The organism is Nocardia sp. NPDC058480 (assembly GCF_042720495.1).
Classification (GTDB): domain Bacteria; phylum Actinomycetota; class Actinomycetes; order Mycobacteriales; family Mycobacteriaceae; genus Nocardia.
In genome coordinates this window covers 428,172-454,887 of record NZ_JBHXMN010000001.1, presented here as the reverse complement: position 1 = coordinate 454,887, position 26,716 = coordinate 428,172, and the positions used below count along the sequence as shown (strand labels likewise).

Genomic DNA, 26,716 nt, shown 5'->3' with positions numbered 1-26,716 from the left:
AACACCGAGCGTAGGCACTGTGCAGGAACTGTGAAGGGTGCCGTGAACGAACCGTAAATAGACGCGCGGCCAGGGGGCCCGCAGGCTTGGTGCTATCGGGACGACGAGGTCCGTCACGACGAACGAGGAGGTGAGCACCATGACGATGCTGAACCCGGGCGCAGGGACGCCGCAGGTGACTTCGCATACCGATGCGACCACACCCACGGACCCGGCCGTCACTCCCACGATCCGTCGTCGCGAGCCGTATCTGCGTCTGCACTGGACGGATTCGCTCACCGACGCGGTCGGTTACCTTGTCGTCCACACCCTGCGCGGCGGCCTGGCCACCGGCGGCACCCGGATGCGGGCCGGTTGCACCCTGAGCGAGGTCGAGGATCTGGCGCGCGGCATGGCCAACAAGACCGCCACGTTCGACCTGCCGATCGGCGGCGCCAAGGGCGGGATCGACTTCGATCCCAAGGACCCGCGCGCCGTCGACGTGCTGCAGCGATTCTGCGAGGCGATGCGCCCGTGGCTCGACGCGCACTGGGTGACTGCTGAGGACCTCGGTGTTCCGCAGCATCTGATCGACGAGGTCTTCGAAAAGCTCGACCTGGACCAGAGCTACCACGCCGCGATCCGGCGCTCCGCCGACCCGGCGGCGACTCTGGAGCGGGTTCGCAACGGACTCAACGCGGCGGTCGACGGCGGCTTCCTGCTCGGTGACGTCATCGGCGGTTACGGCGTCGCGCACGCCTGCCTCGCCACGGCGGTGCAGTGGGGGAAGGCACCTGCCGACACGACGGCCGCGATCCAGGGCGTGGGCACCATGGGCGGGGCGGCGGCGTACTACCTGCACGAGGCCGGGATGAAGATCACCACGGTGGCCGACGCCGCAGGCACCCTGTACTGCGCCGAGGGGCTCGACATTCCGGCGCTGCTTGATCTGCGCGACGGCTACGGCGAGATCGACCGCTCCCGGCTGCCCGCGGGCATCGAGCAGCTGCCGCGCAACGCCATTGTCGCCGCCGACGTGGATATCCTTGTGCCGGCGGCGATCTCGTATGCGATCACGCCGGACAACTCGTACGACATCCGGGCCCACGTCGTCGTCGAAGCCGCGAACGCCGCCACCACACCGGAAGCCGAAGCCATGCTCGCCGCCCGCGGCATCCCGGTGCTGCCCGACTTCGTCGCCAACGCGGGCGCGGTGGCCTGGGCGTGGTGGTTGCTGCTCGGCGAAGTCGACGACACCCCGGAAACCTCGTTCGACCGGCTCCGCACCACGATGCACGACAAGGTCGCACAGCTGCTGACAGCATGGACCGACGAAGGCGTCACCCCTCGCGAGATCGGCCACCGCTGGGCCGGCGACCCGTCCCCGCTCACCGGGCCTGTCGTCATTCCCTGATCGCGGGGCAAGCAAGAAGCGGTCGGCTGAGCGGCATCGAGGCTGGTGTTCGGCAGTTGATTCGCGCAGTGACGTCGGTGCTGCCCGCGCAATGGAAGGCAGCACCGACTCACGGTCAGCGAGTGAGAATCGAGTGCAAATCCACCCACTGATCTGGGTGGACGTAGGCGACCACGGTGTCGTGTGGGATGCCCGCGGTAGCCAGGGCTTCGTCCACGCCGTGGTAGTGGGCGTGTAGGGAAGCGCGGACTGTGCCACCGATTCCCGAGAAGCCGGTTCGTACCAGCTCGGTGTAGGAATCCCGGTGGGGGACAAGGGGTTCTGCTCGTCGGGTGATCCGCAGGATCGCGGAGTCGACCGACGGGATCGGGCGGAAGCTGGTGCGTGGGATCTGCCCGCGCAGTTCCCAGCTGAACCATGGCCAGGTTGTCGCGGTCAGCAGGCTCCAGCGGCCGTAGTCGCCGGTGCGTTTGCGGGCGTATTCGCGTTGGGTGAGCAGCGTTGCCGAGGACAGGGTCGGTGCGGTCAGGCACCAGTCGACGATATCGGCGGTTACGGAGAACGGGATGTTCCCCACCACGGCGAACGGCTCGCGAGGAGCCTTGGCCTTGGTGAAATCGCCACGTACAACACGGATTCCGTCCTCGGAACGCGTTTGCGCCGAGAGCTTGGCCGCGAGCAGCGGATCGATCTCGTACGCGGTGACCTGTGCGCCACTGCGAGCCAAGGCGTGCGTGAGAATGCCCTCGCCCGCACCGGGTTCGAGAACGGTCCCGGCCGGATCGGCCACCGTCAGAATCGAGTCGACGGCGGCACGATCCACCAGAAAGTTCTGGGACAGTGTCCTTCTCGCATGGTCACGGGCGGTCCGACCGCCGCTCTTACCGGTGACCTTGCGCTGAGTATGTGAGTAGTTTCGGTGTGCAAAATCCTGCGCCACGGCAGTGTGCCCCTTCGGGTCTTCGAGTCGAAATACGGTCTCGAAGGGCCCTGGGCGCGCCGGTGGACGCCGATGAAGTTATCCGCGTCCGCTAGCGGGCCAGAGCCCGGCTGTAGCGGAGGCGAGTGAAGTAGTGGCACGACATGCGACCAACTCTAGGAACCATCGGGGCGGCGGGCAACTGAATTTAGGGCGGGTCTTGATCCGATCGGCGCGGCACCTGACCAGCGTCGATCGGATCGTCGGGTGTCGGCCTAGGCGGATTCGGTGTTCGCGTGGCTGCCCGATACCGTCCGCACCGCGGTTACCGCCGACGCGGCGGCGGAAATCGCACTGTTGATGGAGATTTCGCCGCGCATGCCGGGCGCGGCGACCATGTCACCCACCAGATAGACGCCGTCCCCGCGATCGATGGCATGTCGGTCCCGCCACGTGGTTCCGGGCAGGTCGAGCGCGCCGGTGCGGCCCTTCGCGGTGGAGGTGCGGCGGAATGTGGTGCGCGAGCGCCAATCCGGGATGGTCGAGTCCGCGAAATGTTCCAGCCGCTGGTGGGTCGTATCGCGGGATTCGTTGTCGCGCACCGGCATCTGGAGTTGATACAGGGATTGGCCCGCAGGGGCGATGGTGTCGTCCTGAGCGGTGTAGCACTCATGGAAGCCGCCTTCGTCCAGGTCGAAGACGACGAAGCGGTCGCGTCGACTCTTCGTGACGCCGAGATCGAGCAGCGCGGTGAAACCGCTCGTACCGTGCAGAGTGTCGTCATCGAGCAGGCGGCGTGCCGAATCCAGATCGGTGGCGACGATAACTGGTCCGCCGCTCGGAAGTTCGTCGATCCGCGACCCGGTCTCGATGACGACGCCGAGTTCGATTGCGCGTGTGATCATCCGGTCGATCACCTGCTGCCACCCGCCTCGTACCCACCGCACGCCGGGCACGTTCAGACCGACTGCGCGCTGGAAGAGATCCCAGACGAAGGCGGCGGACAACCTGCCGGTGTCAGCGTCGTAGGTGACGACGCTGATCATGTTCGCGATCCGGGTGGCAGTGGTCGCGTCCCAGCGATCCGCCGCCCAACTGTGGAAGTCGACGTCGACGGGGGCTTGCAGCCATTTGCGTGATTGGGCGCGCAGGACGCCGACAGGTGGTGTCCGCCGGATCCGGTCGCCGGTGCGGAAGCCGATCTTCGCGAAGTCGGTGATCCCCGGCCAGCCGAGGCCTGCGACGAAACCACGCTCCTTCAGCCACGCGTAATGCGGGCCGTCGGCATAGAACACGTGCGCGCCCTCGTGCGCGACGTGCGGCGGCGGCGTCGCGCGACCCCGTCCGCCGAGCGTCTGATGCGCCTCGAACAGCCGCACCGGCACGCCGGTTTCGGCGGCGGCGATCGCGGCGGTGAGCCCGGCAAGTCCGCCCCCGACCACGGTGATGGGTGTGTTCATCCTCGGTCCTCTCCTGCGGCCGCCCAGTCGAGCCGGGCGGCGATCATCTCTGCGGTGGCTCGTAGATAGCGATCGGTGTCGACGTCGGCCGGGTGGTCGCCGTCGAAGATGTCGCGCATCATCCAGAAGTGGGCGAGCGCGCCGACCAGCACCGCCGCGGTGGCGTCCCAGTCCTGCTCACCCGCCCGGTCGCCGGCGAGTTCGACCAGTCCGTGGGTGACCATCGACATCACCACCGCGTATTCCTGCTGCCGGAACACCTCCAGCAGCGGAGTGGGGATCGAATTGTCACGCAACAGGATTCGGGTCACATCGCGATCGTGGTCGAGTCGCGCCAGGCCGATCCGGCACAGCGCGACGAGTTTGTCGACGGTGTCCTCGGACGGCGTGATCGCCGCGAGCGCCGCCACGACGGAGAACGTGGGCGCCAGGAACTGCTCCCACTCGCCCCGATCCGTCAGCCGCGCGTCCACCGCCTGCACCAGCAGCTCGTCCTTGGATTTGAAATGGCGGTACAGCGCGCCGGACCCGCCGGAGAGCCCGGCTGCCCGCTCGATCTGCGCGACCGAGGTCTTGGCGAACCCCTGTTCCCCGAACAGACGCAATGCCTCGGTCAGGATCCGCTCCCGCGATGTGCACAACTCGCCACCTCCGCTGTAAGTAACCGCTTACTTAGTGTGACTCGAGCGCGTGGCGAGCACAAGACCGCCACGGTGATCGGTGCGATATTGTGCCGCTGACCGGCCGTGAGCAAATTTATCGCTACTTCACCGATTCGATGAGAATTACCTGGGTAAACACCACGAACAGGTGCATCGGCAATTCAGCCGCACTGATCGGAAAGCGAAAGGACAGGCCGTGGATACCTCCGTCATTGCGATAGATTTCCAGCAGGGCTTGACCGATGCGTGGAGTTCGGTCGCGCAGTTCGTCCCCAAAGCGGTGGCATTCATCGCCATTCTTCTCGTCGGCTGGATCATCGCGAAGGTGGTCGCCAAGATCGTGAACGCGGTGCTGGAGCGCGTCGGATTCGACAGACTCGTCGAACGCGGCGGACTGCGGACAATGTTGTCCCGCAGTAAGTATGACGCTTCCGACATCATCGCCAAGATCGCCTACTATGCGATTCTGTTGATCGCCCTACAGATCGGTTTCGCGGTGTTCGGGCCGAACCCGGTCAGTGCGCTGCTCACCAGCATCGTGGCCTGGCTGCCCAGGGCCGTTGTCGCGATCGTGATCATCGTGATCGCGGCGGCCATCGCCCACGCGGTGAGTGATCTGATCTCCAATGTGCTCGGCGGGCTGTCCTACGGGAAGATGCTCGGCCGGATCGCGGCGGTGTTCATCTGGGGTATCGGCATCATCGCCGCGCTGAACCAGATCGGCGTCGCGACCTCGGTGACCACCCCGATCCTGATCGCCGTGCTCGCCACCATCGGCGGCATCATGGTGGTCGGTGTCGGTGGCGGCCTGGTCAGGCCCATGGAACAGCGCTGGAACAATTGGCTCGGCAATCTGGAAACGGAGATGCCCGCGATGAAGGGGCATGCCCAGGCCTACCAGCGTGGACGCGAGGACGCCGCACGTCAGGGCGAGCAGGTGTCGCCGACCTTGGCCGATCAGGGCAGGCAGGCGTGGGTCACGCCAGGAGCGAGCTACCCGGAACGCGAGCCGGGCTGGGGTGGCGAAACAGCTAGGTAAACCAACTGGCGCCGGCGCACCGTTACCTCTGGGTGGCGGTGCGCCGGCGTCGGTCTGTGCGCGGTAATCAGTCGGCGGCGTACGCGCACACCGCGGCGAGGCGTAATTGCAGCCAGTCGGCGGCGTGCCAGTCGTCCGGCGCGCCCGCGAAGAATCCGTCGGCCCGCTCGGCGAAATGATCGAGAAGTCCGCGGACATAACCGGCGAGCAGAATGGTCAGGGGCACCCGCGCGGAATCCTCGACGCCGAGGGCGAGAATGTCGCGCACCGCGGCAGCGTGCTGGTCCAACTGGGCAGACAGTGCGGGCACCACCGCGGCGACGGCGGCCGCGGGGGCGCCGAACTCGGTGTTCAACTGCTGTAATTGTCGTTGCGCCGAAAGTTCGAGCAACGCGGGACCTGGCGCAAACATAACAATATGGTAGCAATCTATCCATCGATGTTGCAATTGGATAATTTCAAGATCAATTATTACCGTTCGGAGACAACTTTCGGCAAACCCGCTCGGCGAGCGAAAGGATCCGCAGTGCAGGTCACCGACCCAGCCGTCCACCTGGTCGGCATGAGCACCGTAATCGCCGCTAGCGCGGGGTATTCAGCTCAGACGAGGATCGCCGGTGCCTGGCCTCGGTCGCCCTACGCGCCGTTGCTCGGCCGTCTGGCCGCCGCGATCATCTGGGGTTGCTGCAGTGTGACCGGCCTGACCGTGCTCGGCATTCCCACAGCGATCACCGTGCCCATCGCGCTGACCGTGTTCACGGTGGTGATCGTGATGCTCGCCGCGGCCTTCGCGGGCGGCATGATCAGGCCCGCTCCGCGACCGAGCCGGTAGCCGACCTACCGGAACGCGTTGGCGTCGGTGAGCGCCTTGCCGATGACCAACTGGTGCACCTCGGCGGTGCCCTCGTAGGTCAGCACCGACTCCAGGTTGTTGGCGTGCCGCAGAACCGGGTAGTCGAGGGTGATTCCGTTGGCGCCCATGATGGTTCGGCATTCCCGCGCGATCTTTATCGCCTCACGGGTGCTGTTCAGCTTGCCCACGCTGATCTGCTCGCCGGTGATCTCGTGACGGTCCTTCAGCCGGCCCAGGTGCAGCGCCAGCAACTGTCCCTTGCCGAGCTCGAGCGCCATATCGGCCAGTTTGGCCTGGGTGAGCTGGTAGCCCGCCAGCGGCTTGTCGAACACCTCGCGGGTGCGGGAGTAGTCGATCGCCGCGCTCAGGCAGTCGCGTGCGGCGCCGAGCGCACCGAAGATGATGCCGAACCGCGCCTCACTCAAACAGGCCAGCGGCGAACTGAGCCCGCGTGATTCGGGCAGCACCGCGTCGGCGGGCAAGCGTACGTCGTCGAAATCCAGTGCGGCGGTGATCGATGCGCGCAGCGACAGCTTGCGGTGGATCTCGCGAGTGGTGAAACCCGGTGTGCCCGCGGGCACCAGGAAGCCACGCACCCGCGGCTTGTCCGTGCCGGGCTCCTCCGCGTAGGCCCAGACGACGGCGATATCGGCCACCGACCCGTTGGTGATCCACATCTTGGACCCGTTCAGAATCCAGTCGTCACCGTCGCGGCGCGCCCGCGTGCGCATCCCGCCGGGGTTGGACCCGAAGTCGGGTTCGGTGAGCCCGAAGCACCCGATCACCTCACCGGCCGCCATCGCGGGCAGGTACTGCTGCTTCTGCTCCTCGGACCCGAAGAAGTGAATAGCCGACATCGCGAGGGAGCCCTGCACCGACACCATGCTGCGCACACCCGAGTCGACGGCTTCGAGCTCCTGGCAGGCGAGCCCGTACGCGGTGGCCGACGCGCCCGCGCAGCCGTAGCCGTCGAGGTGCATGCCGAGCAGTCCGAGCTTGCCGAGTTCGGGCGCGATCTCGCGGGCCGGGAACGTGCCTTCCTCGAACCATTCGGCAAGGTGCGGCCGCAGCCTGCGTTCCCCGAATCGCGCCACCGTGTCGCGGATTTCGCGCTCCTCCTGCGACAGCAACGGATCGATGGCGAACAGCTCTTCGACGGTGACCATGGCGTGAGCTTAACCGCAGTACCGAACCCGAATCCGACACTTCGACCATGTCGAGAACCCCTGCGACACCGACCCGAACCGGCCAACTAGTCTGAGGCAATGAGTGAGCTGGGATTCTCCACCAGGGCCGTGCACGCCGGATACGAACCCGATCCTCAGACCGGTGCGGTCAACGTGCCCATCTACGCGAGCTCGACCTTCGCCCAGGACGGCGTCGGCGGCATGCGCGGTGGCTACGAGTACGCGCGCACCGGCAACCCCACCCGCACGGCACTGGAAGCCAACCTCGCCGCCCTCGAATCGGGCAGCTATGGGCGCGCCTTCGCCTCGGGTATGGCGGCCACCGACTGCGCGCTGCGCGCCATGCTGCGCCCGGGCGACCACATCGTCATCCCCGACGATGCCTACGGCGGCACCTTCCGGCTCATCGACAAGGTCTTCAGCCAGTGGGGCATCGAGCACTCGCCCGCCCACATCGCCGACCTCGACGCGGTGCGCGCGGCCATCCGCCCCAACACCAAGCTGGTGTGGATCGAGACCCCGACCAACCCGCTGCTGAGCATCGGTGACATCCCCGCGCTGGCCGATATCGCCCACGAGGCCGACGCGAAGCTGGTTGTGGACAACACGTTCGCCACCCCGTACCTGCAGCAGCCGCTGCTGCTCGGCGCCGATGTGGTCCTGCACTCGACCACCAAATACCTCGGCGGTCACTCCGATGTCGTCGGTGGCGCGCTGATCACCAACAGCGCCGAGCTCGACAAGGATTTCGCGTTCCTGCAGAACGGCGCGGGCGCGGTGCCCGGCCCGTTCGACGCCTTCCTCACGATGCGCGGCATCAAGACCTTGGCCGTGCGGATGGAAAAGCACTGCGACAACGCCGAGGTCATCGCGGAGTTCCTGACCAACCACCCGGCCATCTCGCAGGTCATCTACCCCGGCCTGCCCACGCACCCCGGCTACGAGATCGCGCAGAAGCAGATGCGGCGCAGCGGCGGGATGATCTCGGTGCGCCTGACCGGTGGCCGGGAAGCGGCACTGAAGTTCTGCTCGCGGACCGAGATCTTCACGCTGGCCGAATCGCTGGGCGGGGTCGAATCGCTCATCGAACACCCGGGCGCGATGACTCACGCGAGTACCGAGGGCTCGGCCCTGGAAGTTCCCGCCGACCTGGTCCGGCTCTCGGTCGGCATCGAAGACATCAGCGATCTCCTGGCTGACGTCGAACAGGCTTTGAGCTGAGCAGCGGACCCAACACATGACGAAGCGGCCGCATCCGGATTCCGGATGCGGCCGCTTGCGTTCGGGTTCTCGACGTACGGGTTCAGCAGGCTCAGCTGTGGTACGGCTCCGCGCTGACCAGCGTTACCTTCATGGTGTTGCCGTTGGGGAGTGTGTACTCGCGGGTCTCGCCCACCTTGGCGTCGATCAGCGCGCCGCCCAGCGGCGAGTTCGGCGAGTAGGCCTCGAGGCCGGTGGCGCCGAGTCCCTCTTCGCGGGTCGCGATCAGGAAGGTCTCGGTATCGCCTTCGTCGCCGTCGTAGTAGACCGTGACGACCGAACCCGGCAGTGCCACACCGGATTTGGTGGGGGCGACGCCGACCTTCGCGTTGTTCAGCAGTTCCTGCAGCTGGCGGATACGCGCCTCCTGCTGGCCCTGCTCTTCACGCGCGGCGTGGTAGCCACCGTTCTCCTTGAGGTCGCCCTCTTCGCGGCGCTCGTTGATCTCGGCGGCAATGACCGGACGATTGGCAATGAGCGAGTCCAACTCGCCCTTGAGCCTGTCGTGCGACTCCTGGGTAAGCCAGGTCACATTCTCGGTCATCTCGATCACTCCCTAGTAGTTGTTCCCGGCGGACCGGGATTCCCTGAAACCAGCGCGATTCCTCCCGAAGGAGGGCATGCACCAGCCCGACGGCTGGAGCGATCCTGGGGGTGAACCCGATACCCGCAAACAGCACCGCTGGCCGCCAATGCAGCAAACACGGCTCCGAACCCCGGAACCGTGTATCAACCCATTTTAGCATGTCTCATAAAAATGCAGGTCAGGCTAGTCAGGCAGGCTATTCGGTGCGCCAGTTCACTGGGCGCTGGTGCTGGTTCACTCGGCGCTGGTGCTGGTTCACTGGGCGCTGGTGCTGGTTCACTCGGCGCTGGTGCGCAGATACCCAGGAATCTGGTCGCTGCAACCATAAATGTCGCCCGCCGAAGCCCGTGCCGATGACTTGACGATAGTGGTCACCTGCACGCTGGTCGAGTCCGAGCCGGGGACGAGCACTTCGCGCCGTCCCACCTCGGCGCTGTCGCGATCCATCGCCCGCACGAAGCAGACCACGGCCTGCTGTGGGTTGTCGCGGGTGACCTTGATCCGCACCTGCAGGGTGGCATCGTCGACGACCACGTAGCCGAGTTGCTCGGTCTCGACCGCCTTCGGACCATATTTCTGGAAGCCGAGATAGGCCACCGCGAAGCCGGCGACAACGACGCCGACACCGAGCAAAACCATCAGCCACAGGCGACGCGCAGGTGGTTTTGTGCCATATCGGTCGGCGTGTCGCGCTGCTGCGGCGGCCGAGGTCGCGGCGGAGTCGGGTGCGGGCTCGGTCATCGGTTTCGCGCTCCCGGGGGTGGTCGGAACAAACGGGGGGTCGGATGGAACTATAGGTAACGACATCTGACACCCGCGAGCGAGAGCGACGGTGAACGAGAAGTGAGTGGCCTTCGCCTCATGGCAGTGCACGCCCACCCCGACGACGAATCGAGCAAGGGCGCCGCGACGACCGCCAGGTACGCCGCGGAGGGCGTCGAGGTGCTCGTCGTGACGTTGACCGGCGGCGAGCGCGGCAGCATCCTGAACCCGGCCATGGACACCCCCGGTGTGCTCGACCGGATCAACGAAGTTCGGCGCGAGGAGATGGCCGCGGCCGCCCACGCGCTCGGCGTGCGCCAGCACTGGCTGGGCTTCGTCGACTCGGGCCTGCCCGAGGGCGACCCGCTGCCGCCGCTGCCGGAGGGCTGCTTCGCGCTGGTACCCCTCGAGGAGTCCACCGAGGCGCTGGTGCGCGTGATCCGCGAGTTCAAGCCGCAGGTGATCACCACCTACGACGAGAACGGTGGCTACCCGCACCCGGACCACATCCGCTGCCACGAGGTGTCGATGGCCGCCTACGAGACGGCGGGCGACCCGACGAAGTTCCCCGCGGCGGGCGAGCCGTGGACGCCGCTCAAGCTGTACTACGACCACGGTTTCAGCATGAAGCGCCTGGAAGCCTTCGCCGAGGAGTACGAACGCATCGGTGAACCGTTCCCGCTCCAGGAGTGGCTGGACCGGATGAAGCAGTACCAGGCGGCGCGCGGCGACATCATGGGCCGGGTCACCACCCAGATCGAATGCTCGAAATACTTCCCCCAGCGTGACGACGCCCTGCGCGCCCACGCCACCCAGATCGATCCCAACGGCGCGTTCTTCGCGATCCCGTTGGAGATGCAGCAGCGGCTCTGGCCGACCGAGGAGTTCGAATTGGCCAAGACACGCGTGTCCACCGCAATCCCGGAGACCGACCTGTTCGCCGGCATCGAGGACAACGACCGGTGATGTTGGTCTACCTCGCGCAGCAACCGACGGGCCCCGAATTCGGCAAGGCCTCGCCCCTCGGCCTGCTGGTCATCCTGATCCTGCTGGCAGGCACGGTGCTGCTGGTTCGCTCGATGAACAAGCACCTCAAGGGCCTGCCCGAGACGTTCGAACCCGAGCATCCGGAACCGGATCAGAAGGCCGACGACGGCACCGAGCCCGGTGTGATCACGGTCGAGGATTCGGAACCGAAGCAGAGTACTTAGCGCGCCGCGGCCAGGTCGGCGACGAGTTCGCCGACCAGGTCGCGCGCGGCGGCGGCGTGCTCGGCCACCGACCGCGGCGCCCCACTGGCGTTCAGCTCGATCATCGTGTTCATCAGGCCGAACAGTGCGACGAGTCGGCGTAGAGCGGCGCGGCGTTCGGACACTGTCATCGGCGCGCTGGATATCGGGATGTTCACAGCTATGGGATCGTGGCCGGTCGTTGGTTTGTTTCGGCCGATATCCAATCGACGCCGTCCGCGAATTACCAGTCGATGAGGTCGAGTTCGTGCAGGCGCCGGAACACCATCATCGAACCGGGTGCGACGTGCTCCATCGCGGCGTATTCACTCACGGTGAAGTAGCGGAATTCGGCGATCTCGCCGGTGGCGTGGGGTTCTCCGGTGAGTTCGGCACGGAAACAGGTCATGTGCAGGCCGGTGTTGCGGCGGTGTCCGAAGGCTTCGGCTTCGAAGACGCCGAATTCGGCGACACCGGCCAGGCCGACGCCGAGTTCTTCCTCGATCTCGCGATGTAGCGCCTGTAAAGGGGTCTCGCCGGGGTCGATCTTGCCGCCCGCCATGTAGAAGACATCCTTGCCTTCGGGACGCGTCTGAATCAGCCTGCGGTCGCGGACATGGGCGAGGGCGGCGGTGCGGATCATGGGGATCACTCTAGGGAGCGATCGGCTCCGGCTCACGCCAAACGTGCTCCGCGTCACCCTGGTGTCTGGGTCAGCTCACGAACCAGGTGCTGGTTTGACGGTCAGGGTTGCGGCCGCGGCCAGCGAATCGGTGCGCGAGGTGTCCTTGAGGTCGACGCCCGAGCGGCCGAGTGCGCGAGCCCCCGCGACCAGACCTGCCACAACCCGGGCGGCCTCGGCGTAGGTGAGGCCGTCGGGCGGGTGGATGTTGGAGATGCAGTTGCGTTCGGCGTCGGCACGGCCGGGGCGGGGCAGGTGGGTGAGGTAGATGCCGAGGCTGTCGGCGACCGAGAGGCCGGGACGTTCGCCGATCAGCACCAGTACCGTGCGCACGCCCATGGCTTCGGCGATGTGGTCGCCCAGTGCGACCCTGGCCTGTGTCGCGATGACCGGCGGGGCCAGGGTGTAGCGGTCGCCGAGTTCGGTCGCCAGGGCGGCGAGTAACCCGACGGCGTGGTCGGACAGGGCCACGGGGGAGAGCCCGTCGGCGAGGACGAAACCGATATCCGCGCCGGTGTCGGTGACGGGGGTGAGGTCGGCGGGCAATCTGCCGAGATCGGGCCGCCGGAGGTACTCGGCACGGTCGGCCGCCCTGCTGGCGACGGTCACCGGAGTGCCGAGTCCGACTGCCGCGATCTGCTCGGTGAAGGTCGCGACGTCGAGCGGAAGGTGAACGGCATCGCGGGCGGCCGCGTGGGCGGCGCGAAGTGCGAGGACGTCTGTCGTCGGTAACGCGTCGCCGGTGCGGCCCAGCCCGATCCGTGCCTGCGTGCTACCCCGGAGAACTTCCCAGAAGGCTTGGGCAACAACAGATTCCGGCTGGTGATCGGTGATCGATGCGACCGGGTCCTCGGCGTGCGGGCAACGAGCTGGATCGTGCGGCATCGCTGAGTCGTCCATGCTCGGCATCTTCGGCTCCCGGCTCAGGTGGTCGAAATCGTGAGGGCATCGTCCATCGACGTTCAGGGCGCTGGGAAAGCGCTGGGGCGCAGCCTGCGCCGGGTTGTACGCGATCATCGGGTGGCCGTCAGCGCGCGCAGGGGTGATGACAATGGTTCTACTTGTCGCACACGGCCGTTCGCGTCGAGCATGCCGAGACCCGACAGCCAGTCCTCGAATTCCGGTGCGGGGCGCAGGTTCAGGACCTGGCGGGCGTACAGGGCGTCGTGGAACGACAGGCTCTGGTAGCCGAGCATCACGTCGTCGGCGCCGGGGACCGCGATGACGAAGGCGCAACCGGCCGCGCCCAAAAGGGTGAGCAGGGTGTCCATGTCGTCCTGGTCGGCCTCGGCGTGGTTGGTGTAGCAGACATCAACGCCCATCGGCAGGCCGAGGAGCTTTCCACAGAAGTGGTCCTCGAGTCCGGCGCGGATGATCTGCTTGCCGTCGAAGAGGTATTCGGGTCCGATGAAGCCGACGACCGTATTCACCAGCAGCGGTTGCAGATCCCGCGCTACGGCGTAGGCGCGCGCTTCCAAGGTCTGTTGGTCTACCGGCCGATCACCAACGCCCAGATGGGCATTCGCGCTCAGCGCTGACCCCTGCCCGGTCTCGAGGTACATCACGTTGTCGCCGACGGTGCCGCGCCGCAGCGATCGCCCCGCCTCGTTTCCCTCCCGCAACAGCGAGATATTCACGCCGAAGCCGGTATTCGCGCCCTCGGTACCCGCAACGGACTGGAACACCAGATCCACCGGTGCCCCTGCCTCGATCAAGCCGATGGTCGTGGTGACGTGCGAGAGCACGCACGACTGGGTCGGGATATCGAAGCGCAAGCGCACCTCGTCGAGCAGCTGCAGCAGATCCGAGGTGGCCTGCGGTGAATCGGTGGCCGGGTTGATCCCGATCACCGCGTCACCACAGCCGAGCAGCAGCCCGTCCAAGGTAGCGGCGGCGATCCCGCGCGGATCATCGGTCGGATGATTGGGCTGCAAGCGCGTGCTCAACCGGCCGGGCAGGCCGATGGTGGTGCGGAATCCCGCGGTCACCTGAGCCGCCTTGGCCACCGCGATCAGGTCCTGATTGCGCATGATCTTGCTGACCGCGGCCACCATCTCCGGTGTCAGCCCCGGCGACACCACGGCCAGCGTGGTCGCGGAATCCTCGGTCGCGGCGACCGCGAGCAGCCAGTCGCGCAGCCCGCCGACTGTCATGTGCGTGATGGGGGCGAACGCGATCCGGTCGTGGGTGTCGATGATCAGCCGGGTCACTTCGTCGGTCTCGTACGGGACAACCATCTCGTTGAGGAAGGTGGTCAGCGGCACGTCGGCCAGTGCCCACTGCGCGGCCGCGCGTTCGGCATCGGTCGCGGCGGCGCAGCCGGCCAGCTGGTCGCCGCTGCGTTCGGGCGTTGCTTTGGCCAGGAGATCGACCAGACCGTCGAAGGTATAGGTCTTGACGCCGATCATGCTGCGGAACAAGGTCATCAGTCGTCGACTTCCTCTCCGGTTGTCGCGCGTGTGTCCAGGTGTTTGCGACTTTGGCGTCCTCCCCGCGCGAGGCGAGGATTCTGGTCTGCGCGACCCTTTAGGCCGCACTCCCGGTGGGTTCCTGCTTCACAGCCGAGGGCAGGACCACAGTCCTGACTGACACCAGCTCCACAGGCATTGAACTGTCGGCCCGCCCGGCCGTCAGAATATTGATCGCCGCATTGACATCCCGATCATGGACCGCCCCGCACGGGCACACCCACTCCCGCATATGTAGCGGCTTCTTCTCGCCGACAAGACCGCAGTTCGAACACATCCGGGTAGAGGGGAACCAACGATCCACCTTCCCGAACCGACGGCCATACCGCTTCGCCTTGTACTCCAACATCGCCACGAACATCGACCAACCCGCATCGTGGACACTGCGAGCCAGCCTTGTCCGGCCCAAACCTGACACCGCCAGATCCTCCACGTACACCGCTTGGTTTTCGCGGATCATCGTGGTGGACAGTTTGTGTAACCAATCCCGGCGGGTGTCACCGATCCGGGCGTGACATTTCGCGACTCGCCGGACCGACTTGCGCCGGTTGGCAGAACCCTTCTGGCGACGTGCCAGCTCTTTCTGCGCCCGCCGCAGCTTCACCGCAGCCTTTCGGCCGATACGGGGGTTTGTGACCTTCCTGCCGTCCGAGGTGATCGCGAAATGCGTCAACCCGAGATCGAGCCCGACCTCCCCGTTGGTCGCGGGAAGCGAGTGATCGGATACTTCGACCACGAACGAGGCGTGATACCTACCTGTCGAATCCAGCGTCACCGTCACGCTCGACGGGGTCGAGGGCAGCGACCGTGACCAACGCACCGGGATGTCCCCGATCTTCGGCAACCGCAACCGGCCATTACTCAGTATCCGAAACTGGGCGTTCGCCGTGAACCGGATCGACTGCCTGGAGTCCCGTCGCGATCGGAATCTGGGCGCTCCGACTTTTCGGCCTTTCCGCTTCCCTGACAGGGATGCAAAGAAGTTGCGATAGGCACTGTTGGCGTCGGCCAGAGCTTGTTGCAGCAGCACTGCCGACACCTCGCTGAGCCACGCTCGTTCTGGTGTTCTTTTTGCGGCCGTGAGCGCCTTCGACATCGCGGCATCGGTCGGGAACGGTGCCCCAGTTTCGTGGGCAGCCCGGCGTATGGCGATCGCGTCGTTGAACACCACACGGGCACAGCCGAATGCTCGGGCCAGCGCGATCCGCTGACTCGCTGTCGGGACGAGGCGGTAGCTGTACCGCAGATGCACCCTCGCCAATCTACCTGCATCACGTGTCGACCGACCGACACTCACGCTGATCGGAGACGTTGCGCCCCGCCAGTTTTGGTGCAGCAGGAAGAAAACGCCTGTCACACACAGAAGACCGACGATGTCGCTGCCGTGGATCCCACAGGCCAGCGGCGCGTATCGAGCGCCGCCGACCTGCGGGAACAGTGTGATAGCTGGTGTTTCACATCACTGTGGACCGGCGTCACCGGTGGGTGGCGGCGGCTGGGACTCCAGCGCGGCCGCTTCCTCGTCGGTGAACAGGCGTGAGCGGATCAGGAACCGCACGCCTTCGGGAGCTTCGAGGGAAAATCCGCCGCCGCGGCCCGGCACGACGTCGACGGTGAGGTGGGTGTGTTTCCAGTATTCGAACTGGTCGGCACTCATCCAGAACGGGGTGTCGCCGGGCAGGTACCCGAGCAGCACGTCCGAACCGCCGACACGGAATTCCCCACGCGGATAACACATCGGCGAGCTGCCATCGCAGCAACCACCGGACTGGTGGAACATGACCGGGCCGTGCTGCCCGGTCAAGTCCCGCAGCAGCGCCGCCGCCTGGTCGGTGAGGTCGACGCGCTGCACCATCAGAAGAAGCCGAGCTTCGTCGCCGAGTAGCTGACCAGGATGTTCTTGGTCTGCTGGTAGTGATCGAGCATCATCTTGTGGTTCTCGCGCCCGATGCCGGACTTCTTGTACCCGCCGAATGCCGCGTGCGCGGGGTAGGCGTGGTAGCAGTTGGTCCACACCCGACCGGCCTTGATGCCGCGGCCGAGGCGGTAGGCGGTGTTCATATCGCGGGTCCACACGCCCGCGCCGAGGCCGTAGAGGGTGTCGTTGGCGATCGACAGTGCCTCCTCGGTGGAGTCGAAGGTGGTGACCGCGACGACGGGGCCGAAGATCTCCTCCTGGAACACGCGCATGTCGTTGCTGCCCTTGAAGATCGTCGGCTCGATGTAGTAGCCCTCGGCCAGCCCGTCGACGCTGCGGACCGCGCCACCGGTGAGTACCTCGGCGCCTTCCTTCTTGCCGATGTCGATGTAGGACAGGATCTTCTCGAACTGATCGTTGCTGGCCTGGGCGCCGATCATGGTCGCCTCATCGAGGGGATTGCCGCTGATGATGGCCTTGGTGCGCTCGACACAGCGCTCCATGAACTCGTCGTAGATCGACGAGGCGATCAGCGCGCGCGACGGACAGGTGCACACTTCGCCCTGGTTGAGGGCGAACATGACGAACCCCTCGATCGCCTTGTCCAGGTAGTCGTCGTCGGCGGCCATCACATCGGCCAGGAAGATGTTGGGGCTCTTGCCACCCAGCTCCAGGGTGACCGGGATGATGTTCTCGCTGGCGTACTGCATGATCAGCCTGCCGGTGGTGGTCTCACCGGTGAACGCGACCTTCGCGACGCGCGGGCTCGAGGCCAGTGGCTTACCGGCTTCGACACCGAAACCGTTGACCACGTTGAGAACTCCCGGCGGCAGCAGATCCGCGACGAGTTCGACGACCTTCATGATCGAGGCCGGGGTCTGCTCGGCGGGCTTGAGCACCACCGCGTTGCCCGCGGCGAGGGCGGGAGCCAGCTTCCAGGTGGCCATCAGGATCGGGAAGTTCCACGGAATGATCTGCGCGACAACGCCGAGCGGCTCGTGGAAGTGGTAGGCGATGGTGTCCTTGTCGACCTCGCTGATGCCGCCTTCCTGCGCGCGCAGCACCCCGGCGAAGTAGCGGAAGTGGTCGACCGCGAGGGGGAGATCGGCGGCCAGGGTTTCGCGGACCGGCTTGCCGTTGTCCCAGGTCTCCGCGACGGCGAGGGCCTCGAGGTTGGCCTCGATCCGGTCGGCGATCTTGTTGAGGATATTGGCGCGCTCGGCGGCTGAGGTCTCACCCCAGGCCGGCGCCGCGCGGTGGGCGGCGTCGAGTGCCAGTTCCACGTCGGCGGCGCTCGAGCGGGCGATCTCGCAGAAGGGTTGCCCGTCCACCGGGGACGTGTTCTCGAAATAGCGGCCTTCTACCGGCGGAATCCACTTGCCGTCGATGAAATTATCGTATCGCGGCGCGTAGCTGACGATGCTGCCCTCGGTGCCCGGCTTGGCGTAGATCATGTGCGGTGGCTCCTCGCTGATTCCGATGAATCGTGACGCCCATCACTATCCCTGCTGAGGGTTGATGAAACGTTGAAGCCGGACCGATCAGGCGCGAAGGGCGCTGTGCAAGCGTGCGGCGGCGACCGCGCGACGTGCATCGCGGGTGGGGAGCAGTGCGAGTGCGTGTTCGTGGACGGCGATGTCGTCGGGGGCGGAATCGCCGTATGACAGTGCGTGATTCGCGTCGGGGCTGTTCAGGACCGCGTTGCGCATGGCGACTTCGAGGTAGTCGCGCCACTCGCTGATGCCGGGTGTATCCGAATCAGGAAGCAGCGGACCGTGATACAGGCGAACAGCGGTGTCGAGATCGCCTCGCTCGATGGCACGCAGCACGTCGACGGCGTCGCAGGACAGGGCAGTGGTGAAGCGGTAGACGCGACTGGTGATGTCGCCGCCGGTGGCGCGGCGCAGGTACGACATCTCCGATTTCAGCGTGCTCGCGCCGACCGCGCGGGCACCGTAGACGGCGTAGTGCAGGCGTTCGTGGCTGTAGCCGTCGGTGTCGAGGGCGAGCAGGGTCAGGATCTCGAGGTGGCGTGGCCGCAACCGGATCTGCTGACCGTCGCGCATCAACCTGCCGGAACCCAGGCAGGTGAGCCGCATCCCGGCGGACGCGGGCACGGCGGCGTGCAATTTCGACTCGATGGCGCTGGTCATGGTGCGCACGGTGGCCATGGCCAGCGGATGCGAGCGTTTCCAGGTGGTCGAGAGGTCGAGCACGCCGAGCAAGGTCCCGTCGGCGGCGCGGATCGGCGCGCAATAACAGACCCAACCATGCAGTGCCGCGACCAGATGTTCGGCCGAGAACACGGTGTGCGGTTGGTCGGTGCGCAACGCCAAGGACAACGCGTTGGTCCCCATGTGCGCCTCGTCCCACCGCCCACCTGGCGCGAAGTTCACCTGCTCGGCCCGCCTGCGCATAACGGGCCCGCCATAGGTCCACAGAATCGTCCCCGAAGCATCGGTGACTGCCGCGACGTACCCGGCGTCATCGGCGACACTGTGCAACTGCTCTTTCAACTCGGTAACCGGCCCCCGCAACGGCGACTCCGCCCACCGAGGCCCGATATCGGTCTCACTGACCGGCGCGTGATCCCGCCCCGGATCCACCGTCCGCAACGACCGAGACCAAGACTGCGCCACCTCGGTCCGCACCCCAGCCCCCGAAACCTCCACCCCGCCCGGCACCCACATTGCCCACTCCCGCTCCAGCGCAGCGCGCTGCGCGGCAAGCGTGAGCTGCACCATCTCGGGTCTTCCTAACTAGACGAACCGGGCAAGGATTCCACATTTCATCATGCCTCAGCACCGCCCGCTGAGCAGCGGTTTCGCCAGCCCATACCGCCGCAACGGCGAGGCAGATTTGCCTCATCGACTACCAAGCCGCCGATGGCCATCGCGCGTCCACGGAGCGGCCCGCATCCATGGCCTGCCCGGATTGGGCAGATCGCGTACAGCGATACTCAGGCGTGCCGCGGCCGGTCAGCAGGCGGAGCGTAGTTTCGGAGGATAAAAGGGCCAATTGTGTATGCAATTGTGTACACTTTTTGTATGGAGACGCTATCGGTTCGTGAGGCGAGGGAGCAGTTGTCTGGTCTTTTGGCGCGGTTCCGTAAAGGTGATCGGCGACCGGTCGGGGTCGGGTCGCATCGCAAGACCGAGGCGGTGATGGTGCCGGTCGAGGTGTTCGAGGAGTTGACTGCGGAGCGATCACGGTCGTTGGCGCAGGCTGCGGCTTCGGTCAGGGCCGAGGGTGCGTCGGCGAGTCCGGCGGCCGAGGGAATCATGGGGCAGTGGGCGCGTGGCGAGATCAGCACCACGCGGATGCGGGAGCTGATCCGGGGCATGCACGGCGCAGCGTGACGGTGGATCCGTACCTAGACCCCGAATCAGGTGTGTGGCGTAATCGGCTCGGGATCGTTGACGCCGCTTCCTTGCGCCAAGCGGAGGCCGATCTGAGTCAGGCTGCGCTGGCCGACCTAGGTATCAGATCGCTGCCTGGTCGCTACGACCTACAGCACCTGTGCGCGTTCCACCGTGAGATCTTCGCTGATGTGTACCCATGGGCAGGGGAGGTTCGAACGGTCGGTATCGCCAAATCGGATCCGTTCTGTCTGCCGCGCCACATCGCGGGTTACGCATCGGAGGTTTTCGCCGCTCTCGCGGCAGACGGGCACTTGCGCGGGTTGAGCCGAACCGACTTCATCGCGAAGCTGACCCATTACTTCGGCGAGGTCAACGCGATCCATCCGTTCCGTGAGGGGAACGGTCGTACTCAGCGGGCGTTCTTTCATCAGCTCGCTCGTGAGGCCGGCTGGGTGATCGACTGGTCCGGCCTCGAGCCGGAGGAGAACGTGCAGATGTCGATGGCATCGCTGCGTGGTGACAACGGACCGATGCGCGATCTGCTAGATCGGCTGGTACGGCAAATTTAGCTTCTATCGAGCCGCTGAAGCCGTCGCGGCTATGACGCTCAGCCGGGCTGGATGATGCGGGTTCCGAGGTCGAAGTGGATGCCGGCTCCGAGCATTTTAGTGGCGGGTAGGCCGATCATGGCGCGGAAGGATTCGCTGAAGTGGGAGGGGGTGGCGAAGCCCGCGTCGATGGCGGAGCGGGTGAGGTCGTGGCCGTTGACGGCGCTGCTCACCGCGCAGACCATGCGATTCCAGCGTTGGTAGCCGCGGAAGGTGGTGCCGCAGTGCTGGGTGAACAGGTGCAGGAAGTGGCCGGTGGACAGGCCTAGGTTCGCGGCGATCTGGTCGGCGCGCAGGGTGTTGGCGGGCTGGTCGCGGATCGCGGCGGCGAGCCTGGAGATCCGTGCGTCGGTGCCGAGGTTCGGGCCCGCGATGGCGCGGCTGTAGAGGAGATCCGGGTCGGCGACGGGTTCGCCGCACAGCTCGACGAGTTCGCGCTCGCGGCGGTGGCTCAGGCCGAAAGTGCCTGCGGCGGCAGTCATCTCGTCGGCGATCATGGTCGCGGGCGCACTCGACGGGTCGATGAACAGCACCAGAATCCACCCCTGCGTGGCAACGACGCGGTGCGCGGTGCGGGCAGGCGCGAAGGAGCTGCCGGTGCGAATCGGACCGCGGGAGGTGTGCACGATCAGCGGCCCGTCCAGCCCGATCGTGAGCATCGCGACCGGCGGCGAATGCGTGTCGGGCAGCAGATCCGGCCCGATGTACCCGATGTGCCCCGGCCGGACCCACGCGGTCGGCGTCCGCACCGATCTGCGGATCTCCGAACGGGTATCGATGCTCACCCTCACCAGGGTATCGACGTGTCGCCGGGTGCGCCGCAACAGCAACGCGCACCGTTGTCGGTGGGGTGATGACGACGTGTTCTACAACCAGCTCACCCCCGAACCGGAGGCGGAGAAATACGAGCGTGGCCAGTGCGAAACTGCTCTGATCGCAGGGGAAGTGCGAGCAGGTCGGGCAGCAGCGAGCAGTCAAGAACGCGATGCGCGCTGACGCGAAATACTAGATCGTTCGTTCTTGTATGAACGCGGTGAGGCTGCCGGGCTTCTCAGCCCAGGATCGACACGGCTACTCGGCCCGCGTCGCGCAGGCGGGTGGCGGCGTTGGGGGTGCGTTCGAGGACCCAGATTCCCTGGAAGAAGACCAGGAGGAAGCGGGCAAGCGCGCGCGGGTCGGCGTCGGGGGCCAGTTCGTTCTGGGCGTGGGCGCGCGACAGGGCGGAGGCCAGTGCGGTTTCGGTACGTGCCCAGCTGGATTCGACCAGCCGGGCGACATCGGGGTCGCGGGCAGCCAGTTCGACCGCGGCGGTGGTGACCAGGCAGCCGAGGAATCTGTTCTCCGCGCACGACTCGTTCACGAACCGGTCGATCAGGCCCTTGACCGCGGGTAGCGCCGGGCCGGGGCGGGCCAATTCCGCGGTGATCCGCGCGTCGACGAGCTCGAGGTGACGTTGCAGCGCCTTCATGAAGAGCTCGTGTTTGCAGCCGAAGGTCGCGAACAGGCTCGCCCTGGCGATGCCGAGGTGCTCGACCAGATCCGCGATCGATGTCGTCTCGTAGCCGCGCTGCCAGAACAGGTCCAATGCGCGATCGAGGACGACGTCGGGGTCGAATTCCTTGGTGCGTGCCATATTCCACGATGCTAGGTCTATTGCGACCGATCGGTCAAATATGCCAAACTTCGTCCCGCCATCCACAACTACAGAACAGGACATGTGATGAAGAAGCTTGTCGTTGTCGCCGCTGTGATCGCCGGGCTCGTCGCACCAGCCGGTGTGGCCGCCGCGGAATCTGTCGCCGCACCTGCCGCTCCGACCTCGGCTCCCGCACCGGTGGGCTCCTCGTCGGCGGATGTGTTCTGTGCCGTCATTATTTTCCTGAAGGGCGGCTGGGCAGGTCGGCCCGGCGACTGTTCGTTCTGATGAGTGTGGTTGCTGTCCCGAGGGATTCGTCGAACTCGGGACAGCAACCCGGCCGGTAGTGGCCGGGGCTGATACGGCGCGGTACAGGAGGCGCTGATCGCTACTGGTTGCCACCGGGAGGCCGGCGAGACAACACTGTTCTGTGCCCAGCTTCATCAGGTAGGCGCGCGTCCGGATCTCGCGGCGGCGGTGCTGCGGGCCTCACTTGCCCGTTGCCCGGTAGATCTGCCAGTCGCCGACGAGATGGCCGCGATGCTCACCGGACTCGGTATGCGTGTTCGCTGATCGCGAACCGTGACAGTCATCCGCGATCGGCGGCCGCAGGGAGCCGGGGACCGAGGCGGTGCATCAGCAGCCACTGTCGGCTGCGGCCAATCGGACGACGGGTCGGTTGGCAGTGGCGACTCCTGTTGCGGCGCTTCGGCTCGGTAGACGGCAGTGAATCGGACACCGGCAACTAAGGATACCCGCTGGTACACGCCGTGAGTTGAAAGTATGATCGGTGCTGTTATGTCCGACACCTGGGGGGTTGATGTGGCACTTGATGATTCGGATGCACTGGACTCGGGTGCAGTCGCCCGAATCGACGTAGCGGAGCGGGGCGTACCGTCGGGAATTCCGAGTCCGGCAAACCTGATCGAGGACGAGGTGTTGTGTGTCCTTGTCTATGCTCGGATCAGTGACCTTTCAGGAAAGCGGGGGGATCCTGAGAAGCGCCTCGACGGCATCACCAACCAGCATGCCGCGGGGCGTCGAATTGCCCGCCGGGAGAATCTGATGGTTGTCAAGCGGTATACCGACAATGATCGCTCCGCCAGTAAGGGTGATTACCGGCCAGATTTTGAATCCATGCTGACGGACCTACATCGAGGATGCACTCGCGAAGGCTACCGAGTTCATGGTGTTATTGCGGTTGACGAGGATCGAATTTACAAAACTCCGGAACAATGGGATCGATTCATTGCGGCGTTCCGTTCGTTTCCCGATCGGGTTTTCGCTGACTACTCTGGTATGCGAGATCTGTACGAGGAGGATGCTGAGGATGTCGGATTGCGCAGTGTGGCAATTTCGATGGGTGAGAACCGGAAATGCAAAGCGCGAGTTCGGCGCTGGCATGAAGAGCAGGCGCGCCGGGGTATCGCTCACACCGGTGGTCGGGTATTTGGCTATCGTCCGGTAATAGCGCAGCCCGGGAAGATTGAAGTAGTCCCACGGGAAGCAGATGTGATCCGCCTGGCCGTAGGTGCGTGCGTTGAAGGGCAATCCCTGGCAAGTATCGTCCGGCTATTCCAGGCGTCCGGTCTGAAGACTGAGAAGGGTGGTCCGTGGCGGCGCCAGACTGTCAAGCAGATCATATCCAGCCCTCGCAACGCAGGACTGCGGATTCTCGGCGAGGAGCTCGACTTGCTTCGTGACGACAACGGTCATCCGGTAATTGGTGAGTGGGAGGCAATTATTTCCACTGGTGACTGGGAATCGGTTGCTGCACGGTACCCGCCACGGAACCGACGCGCGCGTACGGACGCGCCGCCAGATGCTAAAGCGGGCAGTGCTCGCAAGTACCTTTGTTCGGGGCTGCTGCGGTGCGGCAAGACTGTCGACGGAAGACTGTGCAATGGGGTCATGATTGGATTTTCTACGGAGAAAGACAGTCGTAGTAAATCGAAATATCGATATTCGTGCAGGTCTTCTGCTGATGGAGGTTGCGGCGGCGTAAGTGTTGCCGGGGAATGGATCGATAAGGCAGTCTCTGATGCAGTTCTCGGGATGCTCGAATCCCGACCGGTTATTGAGCGGGAAACATGGGCTGGTGAGGCGGAACTCTCTGATGCCATTCGTCGGCGAGATGCCTTCGAAGTGCGATGGAGCAGTGGCGAGGAGTCCGACGATCGGTTCTATCGACTGTCGCCCCTCCTCGATCAGAATGTGGACGCCTTGCGAAAGGCGAAGGCGGAGTACGAACGCGCACATGCTTTGTCGGTCGATTTTGTGACGGATTGCCGCGAGCGCTGGTCTGAACCGGTCAGTGCAGGCGGCTACGACCTGGACCGGAAACGATCGATCATCCTCGCGGAAGTTTCCGCCGTACTGGTCTACCCAGTGGGGAAGGGGACTCAGAAGCGTCCCCACAGCAGTATTCGCATGATCACGACAATGGCCGGACATGCAGGATCGTAGTGTAGGAGCGGCTTGGCGCTGCTGCTGCCGCACTGTGGGTCGAACCCGGGGTACGGTGAACAGATGAATCGGTTAGGCGAAGCCACATCGCCCTACCTGCGCCAGCACGCGGCTAACCCCGTGCACTGGCACGAGTGGGGAGAGGAGGCAAGTAGCGAAGCGACCAGGCGAGACGTGCCCATTTTACTTTCAGTAGGGTATGCGTCTTGCCACTGGTAGCTGCGCTACTTACCAATCATGGTGTCATGTGATGGCGCACGAGTCGTTCGAGGATGTGGCGACCGCAGAACAGATGAACGCCGATTTCGTCTGTGTGAAGGTCGATCGGGAGGAGCGCCCCGATCTGGACGCGGTGTACATGAATGCCACCGTGGCCATGACCGGGCAGGGCGGCTGGCCCATGACGTGCTTCCTCACACCCGACGGTGCGCCGTTCTACTGCGGCACCTACTACCCGAAGCAGCCGCGCGGGGGGATGCCGTCGTTCACACAGTTGCTCACCGCGGTGGCCGAGACCTGGCTCAACCGGCGCGATGACGTGGACAAGGCCGCGCGGCAGGTGACCGATGCGCTCCAGGCGCAGGCATCGGGGCTTCCCGACGCCGAATTCACCGTTGTCCCTGAGCTTCTCGACCAGGCTGTGCTGGCGATCGCCGCCGACGAAGACTCGACACACGGCGGATTCGGTGGGGCACCGAAGTTTCCGCCGTCGGCGCTGCTGGAAGGACTGCTGCGGCACTGGGAGCGGACCGGCGACCAGGCGGTGTTCGATCTGGTCGAGCGCACGGCGGAATCGATGGCGCGCGGCGGGATCTACGACCAGTTGCGCGGTGGGTTCGCGCGCTATTCGGTCGATGCCGGGTGGCTCGTACCGCACTTCGAGAAGATGCTCTACGACAACGCCCTGCTGCTGCGCGCCTACGCCCATCTCGCGCGCCGCGCGCCCGTCACCCCACTGGAGTCGTTGCCGCACAGGGTGACTCGCGAGACAGTCGAATTCCTGCTCGGTGATCTCGGGACCACGGGCGGTGGTTTCGCGTCGGCCCTCGATGCCGACACCCATCTCGAACCGGGCGGTCCCGGTGTCGAGGGCGCCACCTATGTGTGGACGCCCGCCGAGCTGATCGGCGAACTCGGCCCGCTCGAAGGGATTTGGGCGGCAGACGCTTTCGGCGTCACCACCGGGGGCAATTTCGAACAGGGCACCTCGGTGCTCACCCGCCACAGCGACCCCGTCGACGCCGAACAGGCGTCGCGCTTCGATCGACTGCGCGCGCGGCTGTTCGAGGCCCGCACGCTGCGCCCGCAGCCCGCCCGCGACGACAAGGTGGTCACCGCCTGGAACGGCATGGCCATCACCGCGCTCGCGGAATCCGGTGCGGCGCTGGAAGAACCGTCGTGGATCGCCGCCGCCGTGCGCTGCGCCCGCTACCTGCTCGATGTCCACCTCGTCGACGGCAGACTGCGCCGCGCCTCCCTCGACGGTGTCGCGGGCACCCCGCCCGGCGTCCTGGAGGACTACGCCTGGTTCGTCACCGGCCTGCTCGCCCTCTACCAGGCCACCGGCGAACCGGACTGGCTCGCCGCCGCACAGTTGTTGCTGGACAACACGATCGACCACTTCGCCGACTCCGAACGACCCGGTAACTGGTTCGACACCGCCGACGACGCCGAAACCCTGGTAGCCCGCCCACGCGACCCCGTCGACGGCGCCACCCCCTCCGGCGCCTCCGCCCTGGCCGAAGCCCTCCTCACCGCCTCCGCGGTCGCCGACCCCGACCGCGCCATCCGCTACCGCGAACTCGCCGACCACACCCTCACCCGCGGCGCGCTCCTGCTGGCCCGTGCCCCCCGCACCGCGGGTAACTGGCTCTCGGTCGCCGAAGCGTCGGTCCGCGGCCCCTACCAGATAGCCATCGCCGCCACCGAAAAGTCATCCACCACAATGGAACTCCTCGCCGCGGCCCGCGCCGCGGCCCCCGGCGGCTCGATCGTCCTCGCCGCCCCACCGAACGCCGCCCCCCTCCTCGTCGACCGCCCCCTGGTCGACGGCGCCCCCGCCGCCTACGTCTGCCGAGGCGCGGTCTGCGACCTCCCGGTCACCGATCCGGCCGCCTTGACCGCATCACTTCGACGGTGAGCCGATCCGTGCATCGCCACGCCTGATCCATCGGCCGACCGGCACGGCGTATGTGCCGGGCCGGAATTCGTCGGTGACCGCCGACC

27 protein-coding genes and 1 pseudogene are annotated in these 26,716 nt (G+C 65.8%); 11 read left to right on the top strand and 17 right to left on the bottom strand.

Annotated elements, in window-relative coordinates; genetic code table 11:
- Positions 1-145 precede the first annotated feature (145 nt).
- Positions 146-1,393, top strand: coding sequence for a Glu/Leu/Phe/Val dehydrogenase dimerization domain-containing protein (locus ACFWO8_RS02140; RefSeq protein WP_378943072.1), 1,248 nt, complete (start codon positions 146-148; stop codon positions 1,391-1,393).
- A 115-nt stretch (positions 1,394-1,508) separates the two neighbouring features.
- Here ACFWO8_RS02140 and erm read toward each other — a convergent pair whose 3' ends face one another.
- From erm to ACFWO8_RS02125, 3 genes are all read right to left on the bottom strand, one after another.
- Positions 1,509-2,333, bottom strand: coding sequence for an ErmE/ErmH/ErmO/ErmR family 23S rRNA (adenine(2058)-N(6))-methyltransferase (gene erm / locus ACFWO8_RS02135; protein ID WP_378940656.1), 825 nt, complete (start codon positions 2,331-2,333; stop codon positions 1,509-1,511).
- A 254-nt stretch (positions 2,334-2,587) separates the two neighbouring features.
- Positions 2,588-3,772, bottom strand: a complete 1,185-nt coding sequence (locus tag ACFWO8_RS02130) for an NAD(P)-binding protein (RefSeq protein ID WP_378940655.1) — start codon at positions 3,770-3,772, stop codon at positions 2,588-2,590.
- Positions 3,769-4,413, bottom strand: a complete 645-nt coding sequence (locus ACFWO8_RS02125; protein WP_378940654.1) for a TetR/AcrR family transcriptional regulator — start codon at positions 4,411-4,413, stop codon at positions 3,769-3,771. The genes ACFWO8_RS02130 and ACFWO8_RS02125 overlap by 4 nt, the downstream gene beginning before the upstream one ends.
- 217 nt (positions 4,414-4,630) lie before the next feature.
- On the opposite strand from ACFWO8_RS02125, the gene ACFWO8_RS02120 reads away from it, so the two are divergent.
- Entirely contained in the window at positions 4,631-5,473 is an 843-nt protein-coding gene (locus ACFWO8_RS02120; RefSeq protein ID WP_378940653.1) for a hypothetical protein, read from the top strand.
- 67 nt (positions 5,474-5,540) lie between these two features.
- Here ACFWO8_RS02120 and ACFWO8_RS02115 read toward each other — a convergent pair whose 3' ends face one another.
- Complete coding sequence (locus tag ACFWO8_RS02115; RefSeq protein WP_378940652.1) at positions 5,541-5,885, bottom strand: DUF6401 family natural product biosynthesis protein; 345 nt, start codon at positions 5,883-5,885, stop codon at positions 5,541-5,543.
- Positions 5,886-5,999: 114 nt separating this feature from the next.
- On the opposite strand from ACFWO8_RS02115, the gene ACFWO8_RS02110 reads away from it, so the two are divergent.
- Positions 6,000-6,305, top strand: a complete 306-nt coding sequence (locus tag ACFWO8_RS02110; RefSeq protein WP_378940651.1) for a hypothetical protein — start codon at positions 6,000-6,002, stop codon at positions 6,303-6,305.
- Between the two features lie 5 nt (positions 6,306-6,310).
- Here the strand turns inward: ACFWO8_RS02110 and ACFWO8_RS02105 are convergent, their stop codons facing one another.
- Positions 6,311-7,492, bottom strand: a complete 1,182-nt coding sequence (locus ACFWO8_RS02105) for an acyl-CoA dehydrogenase family protein (protein WP_378940650.1) — start codon at positions 7,490-7,492, stop codon at positions 6,311-6,313.
- Between the two features lie 99 nt (positions 7,493-7,591).
- On the opposite strand from ACFWO8_RS02105, the gene ACFWO8_RS02100 reads away from it, so the two are divergent.
- Complete coding sequence (locus tag ACFWO8_RS02100) at positions 7,592-8,734, top strand: cystathionine gamma-synthase (RefSeq protein ID WP_378940649.1); 1,143 nt, start codon at positions 7,592-7,594, stop codon at positions 8,732-8,734.
- Positions 8,735-8,825: 91 nt separating this feature from the next.
- On the opposite strand, the gene greA is transcribed toward ACFWO8_RS02100, so the two are convergent.
- Both greA and ACFWO8_RS02090 read right to left on the bottom strand, forming a co-directional pair.
- Positions 8,826-9,317, bottom strand: a complete 492-nt coding sequence (gene greA, locus ACFWO8_RS02095; RefSeq protein WP_056813695.1) for a transcription elongation factor GreA — start codon at positions 9,315-9,317, stop codon at positions 8,826-8,828.
- Between the two features lie 318 nt (positions 9,318-9,635).
- The gene (locus ACFWO8_RS02090; protein ID WP_378940648.1) at positions 9,636-10,100 is read right to left on the bottom strand and encodes a DUF4307 domain-containing protein; all 465 of its coding nucleotides are present in this window, start codon (positions 10,098-10,100) and stop codon (positions 9,636-9,638) included.
- A gap of 120 nt (positions 10,101-10,220) precedes the next feature.
- Between ACFWO8_RS02090 and mca the strand changes: the two genes are divergently transcribed.
- On the top strand, positions 10,221-11,087 hold the full coding sequence (gene mca / locus ACFWO8_RS02085) for a mycothiol conjugate amidase Mca (RefSeq protein WP_378940647.1): 867 nt from the start codon (positions 10,221-10,223) through the stop codon (positions 11,085-11,087).
- Positions 11,087-11,332 (top strand): hypothetical protein, encoded by a 246-nt coding sequence (locus ACFWO8_RS02080; RefSeq protein ID WP_378943069.1) that lies wholly within the window; start codon positions 11,087-11,089, stop codon positions 11,330-11,332. The genes mca and ACFWO8_RS02080 overlap by 1 nt, the downstream gene beginning before the upstream one ends.
- Here ACFWO8_RS02080 and ACFWO8_RS02075 read toward each other — a convergent pair.
- The 8 genes from ACFWO8_RS02075 to ACFWO8_RS02040 all read right to left on the bottom strand — a co-directional run bounded on the left by ACFWO8_RS02075 (position 11,329) and on the right by ACFWO8_RS02040 (position 19,162).
- Positions 11,329-11,502 (bottom strand): hypothetical protein, encoded by a 174-nt coding sequence (locus ACFWO8_RS02075; protein ID WP_378940646.1) that lies wholly within the window; start codon positions 11,500-11,502, stop codon positions 11,329-11,331. The genes ACFWO8_RS02080 and ACFWO8_RS02075 overlap by 4 nt on opposite strands.
- 92 nt (positions 11,503-11,594) lie before the next feature.
- Positions 11,595-11,993 (bottom strand): NUDIX domain-containing protein, encoded by a 399-nt coding sequence (locus ACFWO8_RS02070; protein WP_378636247.1) that lies wholly within the window; start codon positions 11,991-11,993, stop codon positions 11,595-11,597.
- 75 nt (positions 11,994-12,068) lie between these two features.
- The gene (eutC, locus tag ACFWO8_RS02065) at positions 12,069-12,932 is read right to left on the bottom strand and encodes an ethanolamine ammonia-lyase subunit EutC (RefSeq protein ID WP_378940645.1); all 864 of its coding nucleotides are present in this window, start codon (positions 12,930-12,932) and stop codon (positions 12,069-12,071) included.
- A gap of 113 nt (positions 12,933-13,045) precedes the next feature.
- Positions 13,046-14,458 carry an ethanolamine ammonia-lyase subunit EutB gene (locus ACFWO8_RS02060; RefSeq protein ID WP_378940644.1) on the bottom strand — a complete coding sequence of 471 codons (1,413 nt, stop codon included), beginning with the start codon at positions 14,456-14,458 and terminating at the stop codon, positions 13,046-13,048.
- Positions 14,459-14,558: 100 nt separating this feature from the next.
- A complete protein-coding gene (locus ACFWO8_RS02055; protein WP_378940643.1) occupies positions 14,559-15,752 on the bottom strand; it encodes an RNA-guided endonuclease InsQ/TnpB family protein in 1,194 nt (397 codons plus the stop codon).
- Positions 15,753-15,959: 207 nt separating this feature from the next.
- Complete coding sequence (locus tag ACFWO8_RS02050; protein ID WP_378940642.1) at positions 15,960-16,355, bottom strand: DUF779 domain-containing protein; 396 nt, start codon at positions 16,353-16,355, stop codon at positions 15,960-15,962.
- Entirely contained in the window at positions 16,355-17,872 is a 1,518-nt protein-coding gene (adh, locus tag ACFWO8_RS02045; protein WP_378940641.1) for an aldehyde dehydrogenase, read from the bottom strand. Before adh ends, ACFWO8_RS02050 begins: the two co-directional genes overlap by 1 nt.
- 87 nt (positions 17,873-17,959) lie before the next feature.
- Positions 17,960-19,162, bottom strand: a complete 1,203-nt coding sequence (locus ACFWO8_RS02040) for a transcriptional regulator (protein WP_378940640.1) — start codon at positions 19,160-19,162, stop codon at positions 17,960-17,962.
- Between the two features lie 303 nt (positions 19,163-19,465).
- Between ACFWO8_RS02040 and ACFWO8_RS02035 the strand changes: the two genes are divergently transcribed.
- Together ACFWO8_RS02035 and ACFWO8_RS02030 are read left to right on the top strand one after the other, a co-directional pair.
- A complete protein-coding gene (locus tag ACFWO8_RS02035; protein WP_378940639.1) occupies positions 19,466-19,777 on the top strand; it encodes a hypothetical protein in 312 nt (103 codons plus the stop codon).
- On the top strand, positions 19,774-20,349 hold the full coding sequence (locus tag ACFWO8_RS02030) for a Fic/DOC family protein (protein WP_378940638.1): 576 nt from the start codon (positions 19,774-19,776) through the stop codon (positions 20,347-20,349). The genes ACFWO8_RS02035 and ACFWO8_RS02030 overlap by 4 nt, the downstream gene beginning before the upstream one ends.
- Before the next feature lie 38 nt (positions 20,350-20,387).
- Here the strand turns inward: ACFWO8_RS02030 and ACFWO8_RS02025 are convergent, their stop codons facing one another.
- Positions 20,388-21,173, bottom strand: coding sequence for a helix-turn-helix domain-containing protein (locus ACFWO8_RS02025; RefSeq protein WP_378940637.1), 786 nt, complete (start codon positions 21,171-21,173; stop codon positions 20,388-20,390).
- Between the two features lie 266 nt (positions 21,174-21,439).
- Positions 21,440-22,021, bottom strand: a complete 582-nt coding sequence (locus ACFWO8_RS02020) for a TetR/AcrR family transcriptional regulator (RefSeq protein WP_378940636.1) — start codon at positions 22,019-22,021, stop codon at positions 21,440-21,442.
- An 87-nt stretch (positions 22,022-22,108) separates the two neighbouring features.
- Here ACFWO8_RS02020 and ACFWO8_RS02015 point away from each other — a divergent pair, with 87 nt between their 5' ends.
- The 3 genes and pseudogenes from ACFWO8_RS02015 to ACFWO8_RS02005 all read left to right on the top strand — a co-directional run bounded on the left by ACFWO8_RS02015 (position 22,109) and on the right by ACFWO8_RS02005 (position 26,630).
- On the top strand, positions 22,109-22,312 hold the full coding sequence (locus ACFWO8_RS02015; RefSeq protein ID WP_378940635.1) for a hypothetical protein: 204 nt from the start codon (positions 22,109-22,111) through the stop codon (positions 22,310-22,312).
- A 510-nt stretch (positions 22,313-22,822) separates the two neighbouring features.
- A complete protein-coding gene (locus ACFWO8_RS02010) occupies positions 22,823-24,490 on the top strand; it encodes a recombinase family protein (protein WP_378940634.1) in 1,668 nt (555 codons plus the stop codon).
- Positions 24,491-24,553: 63 nt separating this feature from the next.
- Positions 24,554-26,630 (top strand): annotated as a pseudogene (locus ACFWO8_RS02005) (thioredoxin domain-containing protein).
- Positions 26,631-26,716: the final 86 nt, after the last annotated feature.

Coding starts and splice junctions, on each gene's coding strand:
- greA (WP_056813695.1), bottom strand. CDS start 9,317: ATGACCGAGAATGTGACCTGGCTTACCCAGGAGTCGCACGACAGGCTC.
- ACFWO8_RS02115 (WP_378940652.1), bottom strand. CDS start 5,885: ATGTTTGCGCCAGGTCCCGCGTTGCTCGAACTTTCGGCGCAACGACAA.
- ACFWO8_RS02035 (WP_378940639.1), top strand. CDS start 19,466: ATGGAGACGCTATCGGTTCGTGAGGCGAGGGAGCAGTTGTCTGGTCTT.
- ACFWO8_RS02100 (WP_378940649.1), top strand. CDS start 7,592: ATGAGTGAGCTGGGATTCTCCACCAGGGCCGTGCACGCCGGATACGAA.
- ACFWO8_RS02130 (WP_378940655.1), bottom strand. CDS start 3,772: ATGAACACACCCATCACCGTGGTCGGGGGCGGACTTGCCGGGCTCACC.
- ACFWO8_RS02080 (WP_378943069.1), top strand. CDS start 11,087: ATGTTGGTCTACCTCGCGCAGCAACCGACGGGCCCCGAATTCGGCAAG.
- ACFWO8_RS02040 (WP_378940640.1), bottom strand. CDS start 19,162: ATGGTGCAGCTCACGCTTGCCGCGCAGCGCGCTGCGCTGGAGCGGGAG.
- ACFWO8_RS02050 (WP_378940642.1), bottom strand. CDS start 16,355: ATGGTGCAGCGCGTCGACCTCACCGACCAGGCGGCGGCGCTGCTGCGG.
- ACFWO8_RS02070 (WP_378636247.1), bottom strand. CDS start 11,993: ATGATCCGCACCGCCGCCCTCGCCCATGTCCGCGACCGCAGGCTGATT.
- ACFWO8_RS02105 (WP_378940650.1), bottom strand. CDS start 7,492: ATGGTCACCGTCGAAGAGCTGTTCGCCATCGATCCGTTGCTGTCGCAG.
- adh (WP_378940641.1), bottom strand. CDS start 17,872: ATGATCTACGCCAAGCCGGGCACCGAGGGCAGCATCGTCAGCTACGCG.
- ACFWO8_RS02015 (WP_378940635.1), top strand. CDS start 22,109: ATGAAGAAGCTTGTCGTTGTCGCCGCTGTGATCGCCGGGCTCGTCGCA.
- mca (WP_378940647.1), top strand. CDS start 10,221: ATGGCAGTGCACGCCCACCCCGACGACGAATCGAGCAAGGGCGCCGCG.
- ACFWO8_RS02140 (WP_378943072.1), top strand. CDS start 146: ATGCTGAACCCGGGCGCAGGGACGCCGCAGGTGACTTCGCATACCGAT.
- ACFWO8_RS02060 (WP_378940644.1), bottom strand. CDS start 14,458: ATGACCTTGTTCCGCAGCATGATCGGCGTCAAGACCTATACCTTCGAC.
- ACFWO8_RS02020 (WP_378940636.1), bottom strand. CDS start 22,021: ATGGCACGCACCAAGGAATTCGACCCCGACGTCGTCCTCGATCGCGCA.
- ACFWO8_RS02075 (WP_378940646.1), bottom strand. CDS start 11,502: ATGACAGTGTCCGAACGCCGCGCCGCTCTACGCCGACTCGTCGCACTG.
- ACFWO8_RS02090 (WP_378940648.1), bottom strand. CDS start 10,100: ATGACCGAGCCCGCACCCGACTCCGCCGCGACCTCGGCCGCCGCAGCA.
- eutC (WP_378940645.1), bottom strand. CDS start 12,932: ATGGACGACTCAGCGATGCCGCACGATCCAGCTCGTTGCCCGCACGCC.
- ACFWO8_RS02010 (WP_378940634.1), top strand. CDS start 22,823: ATGTCCGACACCTGGGGGGTTGATGTGGCACTTGATGATTCGGATGCA.